We start from the raw sequence: 12,879 nt of genomic DNA, 5'->3' as shown, positions 1-12,879 counted from the left end.
GCACGCCGTCATGGCCGGGACGACAAGGGCTTGATCGAGATCTCCCCCGCCGACACGACCTGCTCGCGGGACGATCCGCTCGGTGGGGGAGGCATCCGGTCTCACCAGCCCCCCTGGGCCAGCCGTTCCGACCGGCATCAGCCGCGCCACGACGGTCCGGTCGATCGATGGGGCCGGACAGGTGTCTGCCGGGCCACCGAGCAGCCGCGGGTGGGCCCGGTCTCAGGACCGCCCCGCCCTCTGCGGTCCGGCCGGCCCGTCAGGTCGGCTGAACCTCGGTATCCTTCACCGCGGGGTCGTCCTCCTCCGGCACGGAGGTCTCCGGCTTGGGCGATGGCTCGATCTCATCGAGGCGGGAGGGATCCTCGATCAGTGCGCCGGGATCCTCCCCCGGCATCGGGGTGTCCGCTTGGTCCATGATGTGCGCCTCCATTCCTCAGGGCTACGTTCCACGATCCGTGGCGTTCCCGGCCGACGGGACAATCGAACTCGACAGCGCCGTTCCGCCCGCTATCGTGCCGGGATGCGCACGACCGCCCTCGCCCTCGCCCTCGTCGTCGCTGCCGGTGGCGCGCAGGCCCAACAGCAACGGCCGACCGTTCCAGAGCTGCTGGCGGCGGAGGCGAAGGCCGTCCAGGCCTGCGAGGGATCCGGGGATCCCGCCGTCATCAGGGAGCAGTGCCGGCTTCGCGACCGGCTGAGCGGGCGCTTGGCCCAGGCCGGCTACTGCTGGGGCCGCAAGGGTCAGGCCGACGAGAAGAAGGACTGGCACGCCTGCCAGCCGGACTCGATCTACGAGGACGACATCGAGGCGGTGACGCGCTGAGGCCTCGGCGCACGCCAGCCAACCAGCCTCGGCCGGCCGCGGACATCCGGCCAGACCTACGCGCTTCTGCCGGGTGAACGCACGCAAGCGGCCCCTCAAGGGCTCGGGCGGGGGCGGCGGCCGCAGGAGGTGCCGCGGGCAGGCATGCAGGTGAGCGGACGGTTGGGCGGGGCGCAAGGTTTCGCGTAGAGCACACCCCGTCGAACCACTTGGCGCCGAACGCGTTTCCTGCTCTCGACGAAGAGGAATGTGATATGAAAGTGATGTCAGCGACCGTGCTGGGCCTTGCGCTGCTGAGCGGAGTCGCTCCGGCACTGGCACAACCCTATGGCGGGCGCGATTACGGCTACGACCGCGGCGAGTACGGCTCCCGTGATCGGGGCTACGGCGACCGCGACCGCCGCGATTACGATCGCGACTATGACCGAGGCTCGCGTGGCCAGCGGGGCGACTACGCCTTCGACGAGCAGGAGTACCTGCGCTGCAATCCCGATGTGCGCCGGGCCGTCATCAGCGGAGCGGTCAAATCCGGCCTGTTCCACTACCGGAAGGTCGGCATGGCCGAGGGCCGTCGTCTCAGCTGCTGAGCGCGACCGGCGGCACCGCGCCGGGTAGGGCGGTCCGTGAAGAAGCCCGCGCCGGCAGACCGGGCGGGCGACTTCGGCGAGGGCAGAGCTCAGTTTTTGCCGCTGGGCGCCGCGCCGCTGCCGGTGGCGCCGTTCCCGGTGCTGCTGTCGCCGGCCGGGGCGCCGGACGTGGACGTGTTGCCGTTGGGCGTGCTCTGCGCCATGGCCATGCCGGCGCTGCCGGCGACGAGGGCGAGGGCGAGCAGGGCGGACTGTACGCTGCGATGGGTCATGGTACTCTCAAATCACGGGAGCCGGCTGATGCCGGTATGACCTGACCAACCGGGACCCGTGGTCGGCGTTCCTGACCGGCGCCTGAGCGATTGAGTCACGCCCCACGACCGGGGACGTTCTCAGCGTGACGTCCTCGACCGCGCGACCCGTCATCAGGGCGCGGGTCGTCCGCCGCATCTGCGCGCCGCCGCGCGGCCCCGACCCATCCGCCCGCGGGGCGCGCGATCTCAGCGGTGATGAGCCGGTCCGTTACCCGGTGCCCCGAGCGGGACGAAGCTGGGCGCCGGTCAGCGGTCCGTGCGGTCGCCGGGCGCAAGCCTATCCCAGGTCGGGACCGGCGGCAGGAGCGGCGGCAGGGGCACGCTGTCGACGAGCAGCGCCAGCATCGCGGCCCGTGAGCTCAGCAGGACGGCCGGTGGTTCGCCCGTGATGATGCGCCACCGCTCCACGAAGACCGCAGTCGGGAGGGCCGCCAGAGCCTCTCCGCTGGAAACCATGCAGTCCTTCGGCATCCGCGGCGCTGTATCCATGCGCCTCGAACGGATGCCGCGCCCCTTTGGCCCACCCGTCCATCCGGCATGGTGAAGAGGAGGTGCCCGCGACGCGCCACGGGAGGGTTCGCGCCGGCGAGCCGGACGGGCTCTGCCGCATCCGGGCCTGAGGCGCGGAGAGCCGGATCCACGGGGACCGGGCGTGCCGAGGTCAAGAAAAGGCCCCGCGCGGCGGTGCCGGCGGGGCTGAGGTGGTCTCGTTCTCAGGATGTAAACGCGCCGGGGACCGCTTTCATCCCGACATCGATGCGACGATTGCGAGGCGCCCGTGAAAGCCGGTCCGTCGCCCGGGCTTTGGCCGGCATCGACGTCCCGAACGGCGCTCCGACCGTCCGACCTTTGCCGGGATGATCCCGCCGAATGCCGGATCCTCCGGCCATCCGTTCGGATGCGGGCCGGCGGGTGCGACCGCCCGGTCGGCCGGGAGGCCGGTAAGACTTTGGGCCCGGCGGTGAGCGCCCGCTGCGCCGTCCGAGGGTGTTCGACCTGCCGCCCGGGCCGTCCAATCCGGCGTCCCGCTCCCGGCGTCGCCCGAGACGCGGCGACCCGACGGGGCGAGGCCGGGCGCACGTGCCGGGTGCGGCATCGGGCGGACCGTTGATCGACGCCTCTCGCGTTCGACCCCGTCCGCTCGCGAACGGAAGCGCGGTCCGGGGTTCACAGAAGCCGCGCACGGCACAACGGGCGAGACCTGCGAGGCTACGGTCTTTCGCGGTTGGATTGGTATCATGTCAGGCGTGGATTGGCCGATTGTCGGCCAATCCAAGTCAATGAGGGCCAAATGTGTAAGTCGATTGTACGGATTTGAGTTCACGTGCGAAAGAGGTCTGCCGTGCTTCTTCGCACGAACGTGTTGTCGGGCAGCTTGAATGAGTCTAAAGAAGGTCATCAAGTTGGAACTAGGCCGATGATCGCGAAATTCTTCTCGAGACGAGGAACCGAACTTCACGAGCGGACGGAAGCGATAAAATACTCATTCCTGACTATACGATCAAAGATATTTTTTCTTGTCGCGGGTATCTTGCTTGCTTTCACGTTTGTCCTGGGAATGGAGGTGTTTTCCAGCACGGATCTGATGATGGAGGGCCGCAAGACGTCGATCCGCTCCCAGGTCGAGGCTGCGCACAGCATCGTCGTCGCCTTCGGCAAGCAGGCCGAGGCCGGGATGATCTCGCAGGACGAGGCGAAGCGGAAGGCCGGCGAGGCTCTGCGGGCGATCCGCTATAACGGCGGCAACTACGTCTTCGTCTACGGGGCGACCCCGGGCGACATCGGGCGCAACATCGTCCACCCGGACCCGAAGATCGAGGGTACCAAGAGCCGCGACGACGTGGCGATGATGAAGACCTTCGTCGGGCGCATGATCGAGAGCGGCCGACGGGGCGGCGGCTTCACCGCGTATAACTGGCCGCGGCTCGGCGAGACCGAGCCCGCGCCCAAGGTCGCCTACTCGCTGGCCTACGAGCCCTGGCAATGGATCGTGTCCTCCGCCCTCTACGTGGACGACATTCACGCGATGGGCCGTGCGCAGATGCTGGCGAGACTGGTCTGGCTGGTCCCGCTCTGCCTGGCGATCGTCGCGGGCGGCATCTTGCTCGTCCGGAGCATCACCAAGCCCCTGGCCGCCTTCACGGCGGCCCTGCGCCGCCTCGCCGGTGGCGACTTGACCTTCGCGATCCCGGGAATCGGCCGGCACGACGAGATCGGGCGGATGGCCGCGGCGGCCGGGATCTTCCGCGACAGCATGCTCAAGGAGCAGGCGCTGACCGTCGAGCAGCTGGCCGAGCAGACCAGGCGCGAGGAACGCGCCCGCTGGATGGAGGACCTGACGCGCAGCTTCGACCAGAGCGCGAACACGCTCCTGCAGCAGGTCGTCGGCGCGGCCGCCGGAATGCAGCAGGCCTGCCGGGCAATGTCGGACAAGGCCGTGGAGACCGCCCAGCAGGCGGGCTCGGCCGCGGACTCGGTCCAGCAGGCGTCGGCCAACGTGCAGACGGTGGCGGCCGCCACCGAGGAACTGACCGCCTCGATCGCGGAGATCGGCGGTCAGGCGATCAAGTCGGCGGAGATTGCCGGTCAAGCGGTCACGGAGGCCCAGCGTACCGACCATCAGATCCGGGGCCTGGCCGGGGCGGCGGAGAAGATCGGCGACGTGGTGCGGCTCATCTCTGCGATCGCCGAGCAGACCAATCTCCTGGCGCTGAACGCCACCATCGAGGCGGCCCGTGCCGGGGAAGCCGGCCGCGGCTTCGCGGTGGTGGCGGCCGAGGTGAAGGGGTTGGCCGGGCAGACCGCGAAGGCGACCGAGGAGATCACCGCGCAGATCGGCGCGATCCAGAGCGAGACGACGGTGGCGGTGGGGGCGGTTCAGTCCATCGGCCGGACGGTCGGCACGATGAACGCGATCTCCAGCGCGATCGCGGCGGCGGTGGAGCAGCAGCGCGCCGCTACGGACGACATCTCGCGCAACATCGAGGAGGCGTCCCGGGGGACGGATGCGGTGAGCGACACCGTGATCACCGCCTCGACGGCGGCCGACGAGACGCGCCGGGTCGCGGAGGATGTGGGCGCGGCCGCCAGCGGTGTGAGCCGCAGCGCCGAGGCGCTGCGGGCCGAGGTGGTGCGCTTCCTCGCCGATATGCGCGCCGCCTGACCGGCGGGCGGCGAACCCGGGCGGTTCCCCGACCGCCGGGGCGCCCGGGTTCGACGGGCGCTCGGCCGATCAGAACACCGGCATCGCGCCCGCCACGGTGACGAGGGCGCCCGACGTGTAACTGCTCTCCTCGGAGGCCAGCATCACGTAGGCGGAGGCCAGTTCCGCCGGCTGGCCGGGGCGGCCGAACGGCACCTGGCTGCCGAACGACTTGACCGAATCCTGGCTCATCCCCGACGGGATGAACGGCGTCCAGATCGGGCCGGGCAGCACGCCGTTCACGCGCACGCCCTTCTCGGCGAGCAGCTGGGCGAGGCTCAGCACCATGTTGCTCAGGGCGCCCTTGGTGGCGCTGTAGGCCATCAGCGACGGCATCGGGTGCTTGGAATTCACCGAGGAGGTGAAGATCACCGAGGCGCCGGGCTTCAGATGGGCGACAGCCGCCTTGGTCACGTAGAAGGGCCCGAACACGTTCGTGCGGAAATGATCCTCGAAGAGGGTGTCGTCGATCGTCGCGAGGTCCTGGTTCGGCTGCTGGAACGCGCCGTTGTTCACGAGCACATCGAGGCGGCCGAAGGTCTCCACGGTGCGGGCGACGATCTGGCGTCCGTAGGCGGGATCCTTCAGGTCCCCCGGCAGGAGCAGCGCGCGCCGGCCCGCCTTCTCGATCCAGCCGCGCACCGCCTCGGCATCCGCCTGCTCCTCCGGCAGGTAGGAGATGGCGACGTCCGCGCCTTCCCGGGCGAAGGCGATCGCCACCGCGCGGCCGATGCCGCTGTCGCCGCCGGTGATCAGCGCGGCCTGTCCGGTGAGCTTGCCCGAGCCGGCGTAGCTGTCCTCGCCGTGATCCGGTTCAGGCCCCATCCGGCCGGTCTTGCCGGGGAAGCTCTGCGGCTGCGCCTCGAACGGCGGGCGGGGATATTTCTGCAGCGGATTCGTGGTCACGCGTGGTCTCCGATGGGATGTCCGGTCCAACCGCGGGGCATCCGGGGTGTTCCGGCCCGGCCTCGCCGCGCCCAATGCGGTCGCCCCCGTCCAACGATCGGGCGCCGCGGCCGGAACCTGTGCCGCGGCCGCGCGTCGACATGAGACAGCAACAGGCCTCGCGCAGTCTCGCAGGCTGTCGCGCGGGCTGTCTCGCGGGAAAGGGAGGGGCCGCCATGATCGAACGTCAGCCGGAGGACCGGGCCGCCCGCCTGCTCGACCGTGCCCTGGTGGCCGCGTCCATGCTGTCGCTCACCTTCGGCGTGGCCACGGGCCTCTGGGGCCTGCTGTAGGCGATTACGGGCGCGGGTGGCCGAGACGCGCCGCGTGGGGGGCGGACCAAGGGGCGGACCGGGTCCCATCAGGTCCCGCGACGGGGCTCGCATCGGGTTTGACCCGCGGCGGAGCACGCGACCCGCGCAAGGCGGCGTGTCAGCGGGTGGATCTGGACAGGGCCGTGGCGATGCCGGGCGGCCGGACGCGATGGTGAGCCGGGCCGTTCTCCTGGTCCTGGTGCTGGCGGCCGGTGCCTTCCTGCTCTACCTGGCCGGCCTCGCCCGCGAGGCGATGTCGTCCAATGAGCCCTACGCGGCCAGCATCGGGCTGACCCTCGACCAGTGTCTCGCGGTGCAGGGCGCCCTGTCCAGCGAGGACGCGCGGGCCTTCTGCCGGCGGCCGGTGCCGAAGAGGCTCTGAAGCGGCGCCCGACGACGCGGTCCGGCCGCGTGAACGTAGAACGCCCCAGGAGAGGTCTCCTGGGGCAGCCTTCGACGGGACGACCAGTCTGATCGGGCTGGGGATGGCCAGCCGAAGGCGACGGGCGGGCGCTCAGTAGCTGCCGAACTTGTAGTTCACGCCTACGCGGCCGAGCACGCCCTCGTTCTGGAAGCGCGTGGCAAAGATACTGGCGCCGCCCCTCACGGGCAGGACCGGGATCGTGCGGCTGCCGAGATCGTAGTAGAGGGCCTCGCCCTTCACCGTCACCGCGCTGGCGTGGAAGACGTTCAGGACGGACTCGGTGGGAAGCGCATACTCGACGCCGCCGCCGACGGCGTAGCCGGTATCGAGCCGCGCCCGGCTGCCGAAATAGGCGGGTCCGGCGGCCGTCTGGGACACGGCGGCGCGGTACGTGTCGCCCGCATAGGCGAAGCCGCCGGTGCCGTAGAAGAGCGTGCGGTCGACGGCGTAGCCGACGCGCCCGCGCACTGTTCCGAGGAAGTCGCCCGACTGGCGGTAGGTGTTCGCGCCGACGAAGTCGAAGCGCGAGGTGCGGCGCAGATCCGTATAGCCCATATCGGCCTCGGCACCCACGACGAAGCCCGAGCCTGGCGTGAACTGGTGATTGTATCCGACCTTTCCGCCGCCGGTGAAGCCGTTCCGGTGCTGCGTGAACGTGCTCGTGTACGAACCGGTCTGGGCGCCGTTGCTCCCCCGGTATGAGCCGGCCGTGTTGACACGGTCTCGGGTCGAACTGATGTATCCGGCGTTGATTCCGAAGTAAATCCCCGTCCAAGTGAAGACCGGCAACGGTATCGGTGCCGGCGGTAGCGCACGGCGAGGCAGATCTGCGGCCGAGGCGGCCGTGATCAGGGCTGCGAGGGCGGCCACGGACGGGATGACGTGCTTCATGTCGGTCGGTTCCAAGATCAAGTTCCCGGAACCGGCATAGATCCATCTCATTCGATCGTCTGTTGCCGCGTTGCAACAGATAAGTCAAAGCATATTTGCTCAATAACTTCGTCGTATATTTGGTATAATTACAAAATTAGAATAGGGATTGACGATAGATTTCAATTTTGGACGTGTTTCGATCTGGGCGAGTCTGCTGTGTGCGGGCGGATCGGGGATCGTGTGCCGGTCGTGCGGCGTGGCGCGAAACGGAAGCGGCGCCCGATCGGGTGTCGATCGGGCGCCGCATCGGGATCTGGCTTGGTCGACGTTTCGGGGCGGAGTCCGCTCCGAAGGTTCGGTCGCTAATGGTCGTGGCGGCAGCCGGGCCCATGCACATGACCCGGGTCGTGCGCGTGGTCGTGCGCGGGATGTTCGTGGCCATGCGCGTGACCGTGATCGTGCCCATGATGGCCGTGATCGTGATCGTCGTGATGCCCGTGATCGTGCCCGCAGGTGCTGTGGTCGTGGGCGGCGTGCTCGGGGCGGAAGGCGCGGGAGACCGGAGTCGCGAGGCAGCCCTGCCCGCGGATCAGCTCCGCCGTGGCGGGGTTCGCCGGGACGTAGAGCGCGTCCGCGGCGATCTCGGCCGGCACGTGGCTGCCCCCGAGCTGCCAGGCCAGCCGCATCAGGCGGGCCGGGTTCTCGGCGCGCACCTCCAGAAGGTCCTCCGCCGCCGCCCGCACCGTCACGAGCCGGCCGTCGTCGAGGCGCAGGGCGTCGCCGTCCTCGAGGGTCGCGGCCTTGGTGAGCGCCACCGCGAAGGCGAGGCCGCCCGCGGCGACCAGGGATCCCGCGGCGGCGCTCCGGGCCGCGTGGTCGAGGCTCACGGTGTCGGCGACGCGGTCGGCGCGCACGGCGGCCCGGCGGACGATCGTGGTGGCGGTCGGCATGGTACCCTCGGACATGGAACCCACGGACATGGAACCCTCGGACATGGTGCCGCGGCGGCGCCTCGCGGCGCGCCGCCTCTCGCCGGTGGCATAGGGCGAGACGGGAACCCGGCGCAACTCCGGGCGCGAGCGATGGAACCTTAGCCGTATGGTCGCGATTGCCTTCTTGCTAAGCTCGGCGCGATCCGCCGTGGTCACGGCCACCGGCCGGACGGGATGCACAAGGGAGTTCTGAGACCCATGAAGAAGCTGACGGCCGCCGCCCTCGCCACCATCGCTGCCCTCTCGCTCGGCGCCTGCAACACCCCGGAAGACCGGGCTCTGGGCGGTGCGGGCCTCGGCGCTCTGACCGGCGCGGCGATCGGCGCCGCGGCTACGGGCCGCGCGGGTGGCGCCCTGGCGGGTGCCGCCATCGGCGGCGCCGGGGGTGCGATCGTGGGCGCCTCGACCGCGCCGCGCTGCCCCTACGGGACCTACCGCGACGCCTACGGCAACATCTATTGCCGCTGAGCCGCGGTTGAGGCGGGGCCGGGCGCGTCCCGGCCCCTTCCTCGCGGCGTGAGGAGCGGGTATCCCGGCGCTTGGCCGGGCGCGTCCCCGGTGCCGGATGCACGCCGCCCACGATGACCGCAGCGAGTCGACGATTTGCGCCGGGCTCGGCCGACCCATGACGGCCCCGGTCACCAAGGCTCAGGGCGTCTGGGGCAAGATCGGCGGGGCCGGTCTCGGCCTCGCGATCGGCGGTCCGCTCGGGGCGCTCGTCGGCGGCGTCGCGGGCCATTTCCTGCTCGATCGGATCGGCGCGCCCTTCGGCCGGACCCCCCGGGACGTCGTGTTCACCACCGGGCTCGTGGCGCTCGCCGCCAAGATGGCCAAATCCGACGGCGTGGTCCTGCCCTCCGAGGTCGAGGCGTTCGGCCGGGTCGTCCAGGTCGAGCCCGCCGCGTGGCCGGGCGTCGAGCGGCTGTTCGATCTCGCCAAGAAGACAACGAACGGCTTCGAGGCCTACGCGCACCAGCTCGCCACGACCTTCGGCGAGGAGCCGGCGCTCCTCGAGGACGTGCTCGACGGGCTCTTCCAGATCGCGGGGGCCGACGGGGCGCTCCACGAGGCCGAGGAGCGCTACCTCCGCGCCGTCTCGGGCATCTTCGGCTTCGACGAGGCCGCGTTCCGGCGCATCGCCGCCCGGCACGTTCGGCTGCCGGACGATCCCTACGGCGTCCTCGGGCTGGACCGCGAGGCGGACGACGCCGCCGTGAAGGCGCGCCACCGTGCGCTGGTCGCCGAGCACCACCCGGACCGCGCCCTCGCCCGGGGCCTGCCCACGGAGGCGGTGGCCATCGCCACGCGGCGGCTCGCCGCGATCAACGCGGCCTACGACCGGATCGCGCTGGAGCGCGGGCTGCGGTGAGCCTCGTCGCCGACAGCCCCCTCGCCCGACGCGTCGCGCCCTCGCCGAACCACGGCGCACGCCGGGCCGGGCCCGTCGACATGATGATCCTGCACTACACCGGCATGGAGAGCGGGGCTTCCGCCCTGGCCCGCCTGCGCGACCCGCTGAGCGAGGTCTCGGCCCACTACCTCGTGTTCGAGGATGGCGGCATCGTCCAGATGGTGCCGGAGGCCCGCCGGGCCTGGCACGCGGGCGCGGGCGCCTGGAAGGGTGAGGCCGACGTCAATTCGCGCTCGATCGGGATCGAGATCGTCCATCCGGGCCATGCCGGCGGGCTGCCGCCCTATCCGGAGGCGCAGGTCGCCGCGGTGACCGCGCTGGCGCGGGACATCCTCGGCCGCTGGCCGATCCCCCCCGCGCGCGTGCTGGCCCATTCCGACGTGGCGCCCGAGCGCAAGGAGGATCCGGGCGAGACCTTCCCGTGGGCGCGGCTCGCGGCGGCCGGCGTGGGGCACTGGGTGCCGCCGGTCCCCCTGCGCGACGGCCGCTTCTTCGCGCAGGGCGATTCCGGCCAGCCCGTGGAGGCTCTGCAGGCGATGTTCACCCTCTACGGATACGACCTGCCGGTCCAGGGCGTGTTCGACGCCCGGACCCACGCCGTGGTGACGGCCTTCCAGCGGCACTTCCGGCAGGCACGGGTCGACGGCGTGGCCGACGCCTCGACCATCACCACGCTGCGCGACCTGATCGCGGCCTTGCCGGCGGCCTGAGGGCTCGCCCGGTCAGGCCCGGTGGGCCCGGGCCTCGTGCGGGTGCCCGGGTTCCGGAAGCGCCGCGGCGGATTCGTCGGTGCGGGTCCGCCACAGGCTGTAGGCGACGCCGGCCGCCAGCAGGGTCAGGGTGACGACCAGCGACACCCACGGCGGGACGACCACGAGCCCGAACGTGTCGGCGACCACGATCTTGGTGCCGATGAAGATCAGGATGAAGGCGAGCGCCGTCTTGAGGTAGGCGAAGCGATCGACCATGGCGGCGAGCGCGAAGTAGAGGGCGCGCAGGCCGAGGATCGCGAAGATGTTGGAGGTGTAGACCACGAACGTGTCGGTGGTGATCGCGAAGATCGCCGGCACGCTGTCAACGGCGAAGATCACGTCGGCGCCGTTCACCAGCACGAGGGCCAGCGCCAGCGGCGTGAAGTACAGGGCGACGCGGCCGGTCTTCGAATCGGTCTTGCGCACGGTGAAACGCTGGCCGTGCAGGTCGGGCGTGACTCGGAAAGTCGTCTTGAACCAGCGCACCACGGCGCTGTTCTGGAAATCGCCCTCGTCTTCGTGGCCGGAGAGCAGGATCTTAAGGCCCGCGTAGATCAGGAAGGCGGCGAAGAGCGAGAGCACCCAGTGCACCTGATGCACCAGGGCGGCCCCGAGCCCGATCATGAGGCCGCGCAGCAGGACCGCCGCCAGGATGCCCCAGAGCAGGACCCGGTGCTGGGCGGCGCGGGGAATGCCGAGCGCCGTGAGGATCATCGCGATGACGAAGACGTTGTCCATCGACAGCGACTTCTCGACCACGAGGCCGGTGACGTACTCTTCTCCGGCCTGAGGTCCGAGGTACCACCAGACCCAGCCACCGAAGGCGAGGCCGAGGGACAGGTAGAAGCCGGTGAGAGCCAGGCTCTCCCGGACGCCGATCTCGTGGTTCTTGTCGCGATGGAGCAGGCCCAGATCGAAGGCGAGCAGGCAGGCGATCAGGACGTGGAACCCGAGCCACATCCACAACGGCTTGCCGAGCCATTCGACGGTGAGAACGTCCATCATGCGCGGGACCTGATGCTGATTCCAGAAGGAAAGCATCGGCTCCGACATCACGGGCGCTGAGGAGCGCCCGCCAGAGGGGCCCGCAGCCGATGGCCCCGAGGTAAGGGGTGATCCGGGCGAATCAAGGGCAGGGCTGCGGTGCCCCGGGCGGGGCGGATCTCAGCCGCCTGCGTGCCGGCGCCGGTACTCCGCCGGCGTCGTGCCGACCCGTCGCTCGAAGGCGCGCCGGAGCGTGTCGGCGTCCCGGAACCCGCAGGCGCTTGCGACCTGCTTCAGCGCGCCGGCTCCGGTCTCCAGGAGGTGCCGCACCGCCTCGATCCGGACGGTCTCGACATAGGCGGCCGGGGTCAGCCCTGTCTCGGCCCGGAACACGCGGGCGAAGTGGCGGGGGCTCATCCCGGTCCGGGCGGCGAGACGCTCGACGGCGTGGTCCTCGGCCGGATGGGCGGCGACCCATCGCTGAACCTCCTGCAGGGCCGAGCGACCGGCGGGCGCGCTGACGCCCCGGCGGCTGAACTGCATCTGGCCGCCGCCGCGCTTGAAGAACATGACGAGCTGGGCCGCCACCCGGCGGGCGACCTCGGCGCCGAGATCCTCCTCCACGAGGGCCAGCGCGAGGTCGAGCCCCGCGGTCACGCCGGCCGCGGTGCGGAGCGGCCCGTCGAACAGGCAGATCGCGTCGGGCTCCACCCGGGCCGCGGGGTAGCGCGCGGCAAGTTGCTCCGCCACCGCCCAGTGGGTCGTGACCCGCCGGCCGTCGAGGAGGCCGGCCTGCCCCAGCAAAAAGGCGCCGCTGCAGACCGAGCCGTAGCGCCGGCACCGGGCCGCCGTTCGGCTGAGCCACGCGAGCAGGTCGGCCCCGATCACCGCCTCGTGGATTCGGGGGGCGCCGGCGACGAGGAGCGTGTCGAAATCCGCATCCGCCTCCCCGGGAGCCACGACATCGGCGATCAGGCGCCGGCCCGAGGAGGTGGTGATCGGGCCCGGCTCCGTCCCGACGAGCGTCAAGCTGTAGGCGCCCTGGCCGCCCTGGCCGTTCTGCGCATTCGCCTCGGCGAAGACGTCGAGGGGGCCGGCCACGTCCAGGAGCTGGACATCGGGCAGGGCGAGGACCGCGACTGATCGGGAGGCCATGCGGGCTCCGTGGCCGGGGTTGCCGGCATGTTGGCAGAAATCGTCGTGACACGGCGATTAATGACGGGCCGGGCGCCTCGTAGCCCGGAAGGGCAGTTAT

15 protein-coding genes are annotated in these 12,879 nt (G+C 70.8%); 7 read left to right on the top strand and 8 right to left on the bottom strand.

Features of this window, described 5'->3' with window-relative positions:
• Positions 1-259: 259 nt before the first annotated feature.
• Positions 260-418: a hypothetical protein gene (locus MFF58_RS01320; RefSeq protein WP_238284752.1), complete on the bottom strand. Its 159-nt coding sequence runs from the start codon at positions 416-418 to the stop codon at positions 260-262.
• Between the two features lie 105 nt (positions 419-523).
• Between MFF58_RS01320 and MFF58_RS01315 the strand changes: the two genes are divergently transcribed.
• Together MFF58_RS01315 and MFF58_RS01310 are read left to right on the top strand one after the other, a co-directional pair.
• Entirely contained in the window at positions 524-826 is a 303-nt protein-coding gene (locus MFF58_RS01315; protein WP_238284751.1) for a hypothetical protein, read from the top strand.
• 254 nt (positions 827-1,080) lie between these two features.
• Positions 1,081-1,413 carry a hypothetical protein gene (locus tag MFF58_RS01310; protein ID WP_238284750.1) on the top strand — a complete coding sequence of 111 codons (333 nt, stop codon included), beginning with the start codon at positions 1,081-1,083 and terminating at the stop codon, positions 1,411-1,413.
• A gap of 89 nt (positions 1,414-1,502) precedes the next feature.
• On the opposite strand, the gene MFF58_RS01305 is transcribed toward MFF58_RS01310, so the two are convergent.
• Both MFF58_RS01305 and MFF58_RS01300 read right to left on the bottom strand, forming a co-directional pair.
• On the bottom strand, positions 1,503-1,685 hold the full coding sequence (locus MFF58_RS01305) for a hypothetical protein (RefSeq protein ID WP_238284749.1): 183 nt from the start codon (positions 1,683-1,685) through the stop codon (positions 1,503-1,505).
• Positions 1,686-1,973: 288 nt separating this feature from the next.
• Positions 1,974-2,198 (bottom strand): hypothetical protein, encoded by a 225-nt coding sequence (locus MFF58_RS01300; protein WP_238284748.1) that lies wholly within the window; start codon positions 2,196-2,198, stop codon positions 1,974-1,976.
• A gap of 1,087 nt (positions 2,199-3,285) precedes the next feature.
• Between MFF58_RS01300 and MFF58_RS01295 the strand changes: the two genes are divergently transcribed.
• Positions 3,286-4,890, top strand: a complete 1,605-nt coding sequence (locus MFF58_RS01295) for a methyl-accepting chemotaxis protein (protein ID WP_373323244.1) — start codon at positions 3,286-3,288, stop codon at positions 4,888-4,890.
• Between the two features lie 69 nt (positions 4,891-4,959).
• On the opposite strand, the gene MFF58_RS01290 is transcribed toward MFF58_RS01295, so the two are convergent.
• Positions 4,960-5,835, bottom strand: a complete 876-nt coding sequence (locus MFF58_RS01290; RefSeq protein WP_238284746.1) for an SDR family oxidoreductase — start codon at positions 5,833-5,835, stop codon at positions 4,960-4,962.
• Positions 5,836-6,357: 522 nt separating this feature from the next.
• On the opposite strand from MFF58_RS01290, the gene MFF58_RS01285 reads away from it, so the two are divergent.
• Positions 6,358-6,570 carry a hypothetical protein gene (locus tag MFF58_RS01285; RefSeq protein WP_238284745.1) on the top strand — a complete coding sequence of 71 codons (213 nt, stop codon included), beginning with the start codon at positions 6,358-6,360 and terminating at the stop codon, positions 6,568-6,570.
• Between the two features lie 132 nt (positions 6,571-6,702).
• Here MFF58_RS01285 and MFF58_RS01280 read toward each other — a convergent pair whose 3' ends face one another.
• The gene (locus MFF58_RS01280; RefSeq protein ID WP_238284744.1) at positions 6,703-7,503 is read right to left on the bottom strand and encodes an outer membrane protein; all 801 of its coding nucleotides are present in this window, start codon (positions 7,501-7,503) and stop codon (positions 6,703-6,705) included.
• Between the two features lie 344 nt (positions 7,504-7,847).
• Positions 7,848-8,435: an urease accessory protein UreE gene (locus MFF58_RS01275; RefSeq protein ID WP_238284869.1), complete on the bottom strand. Its 588-nt coding sequence runs from the start codon at positions 8,433-8,435 to the stop codon at positions 7,848-7,850.
• A gap of 240 nt (positions 8,436-8,675) precedes the next feature.
• On the opposite strand from MFF58_RS01275, the gene MFF58_RS01270 reads away from it, so the two are divergent.
• The 3 genes from MFF58_RS01270 (at position 8,676) to MFF58_RS01260 (ending at position 10,598) form a co-directional block, all read left to right on the top strand.
• On the top strand, positions 8,676-8,945 hold the full coding sequence (locus MFF58_RS01270; protein WP_007560631.1) for a YMGG-like glycine zipper-containing protein: 270 nt from the start codon (positions 8,676-8,678) through the stop codon (positions 8,943-8,945).
• Positions 8,946-9,102: 157 nt separating this feature from the next.
• Entirely contained in the window at positions 9,103-9,846 is a 744-nt protein-coding gene (locus MFF58_RS01265; protein ID WP_238284743.1) for a TerB family tellurite resistance protein, read from the top strand.
• Complete coding sequence (locus MFF58_RS01260) at positions 9,843-10,598, top strand: N-acetylmuramoyl-L-alanine amidase (protein WP_238284742.1); 756 nt, start codon at positions 9,843-9,845, stop codon at positions 10,596-10,598. Before MFF58_RS01265 ends, MFF58_RS01260 begins: the two co-directional genes overlap by 4 nt.
• Positions 10,599-10,610: 12 nt before the next feature.
• Here MFF58_RS01260 and MFF58_RS01255 read toward each other — a convergent pair whose 3' ends face one another.
• Positions 10,611-11,645 carry a TerC family protein gene (locus tag MFF58_RS01255; protein WP_238284741.1) on the bottom strand — a complete coding sequence of 345 codons (1,035 nt, stop codon included), beginning with the start codon at positions 11,643-11,645 and terminating at the stop codon, positions 10,611-10,613.
• Positions 11,646-11,804: 159 nt separating this feature from the next.
• The gene (locus MFF58_RS01250; protein ID WP_238284740.1) at positions 11,805-12,779 is read right to left on the bottom strand and encodes a GlxA family transcriptional regulator; all 975 of its coding nucleotides are present in this window, start codon (positions 12,777-12,779) and stop codon (positions 11,805-11,807) included.
• Positions 12,780-12,879 lie beyond the last annotated feature (100 nt).

Origin of the sequence: Methylobacterium longum (assembly GCF_022179385.1) — a bacterium.
Taxonomy (GTDB): Bacteria; Pseudomonadota; Alphaproteobacteria; order Rhizobiales; family Beijerinckiaceae; genus Methylobacterium; species Methylobacterium longum.
Note: the sequence above shows the minus strand (reverse complement) of the source record. Positions and strands in the feature narration are given on the sequence as shown.

Bases quoted from the DNA above. Each gene is read 5' to 3' on its own strand.
- MFF58_RS01320 (WP_238284752.1), bottom strand. From the start codon at position 418: ATGGACCAAGCGGACACCCCGATGCCGGGGGAGGATCCCGGCGCACTG.
- MFF58_RS01315 (WP_238284751.1), top strand. From the start codon at position 524: ATGCGCACGACCGCCCTCGCCCTCGCCCTCGTCGTCGCTGCCGGTGGC.
- MFF58_RS01310 (WP_238284750.1), top strand. From the start codon at position 1,081: ATGAAAGTGATGTCAGCGACCGTGCTGGGCCTTGCGCTGCTGAGCGGA.
- MFF58_RS01305 (WP_238284749.1), bottom strand. From the start codon at position 1,685: ATGACCCATCGCAGCGTACAGTCCGCCCTGCTCGCCCTCGCCCTCGTC.
- MFF58_RS01300 (WP_238284748.1), bottom strand. From the start codon at position 2,198: ATGCCGAAGGACTGCATGGTTTCCAGCGGAGAGGCTCTGGCGGCCCTC.
- MFF58_RS01295 (WP_373323244.1), top strand. From the start codon at position 3,286: ATGGAGGTGTTTTCCAGCACGGATCTGATGATGGAGGGCCGCAAGACG.
- MFF58_RS01285 (WP_238284745.1), top strand. From the start codon at position 6,358: ATGGTGAGCCGGGCCGTTCTCCTGGTCCTGGTGCTGGCGGCCGGTGCC.
- MFF58_RS01280 (WP_238284744.1), bottom strand. From the start codon at position 7,503: ATGAAGCACGTCATCCCGTCCGTGGCCGCCCTCGCAGCCCTGATCACG.
- MFF58_RS01275 (WP_238284869.1), bottom strand. From the start codon at position 8,435: ATGCCGACCGCCACCACGATCGTCCGCCGGGCCGCCGTGCGCGCCGAC.
- MFF58_RS01270 (WP_007560631.1), top strand. From the start codon at position 8,676: ATGAAGAAGCTGACGGCCGCCGCCCTCGCCACCATCGCTGCCCTCTCG.
- MFF58_RS01265 (WP_238284743.1), top strand. From the start codon at position 9,103: ATGACGGCCCCGGTCACCAAGGCTCAGGGCGTCTGGGGCAAGATCGGC.
- MFF58_RS01255 (WP_238284741.1), bottom strand. From the start codon at position 11,645: ATGATGGACGTTCTCACCGTCGAATGGCTCGGCAAGCCGTTGTGGATG.
- MFF58_RS01250 (WP_238284740.1), bottom strand. From the start codon at position 12,779: ATGGCCTCCCGATCAGTCGCGGTCCTCGCCCTGCCCGATGTCCAGCTC.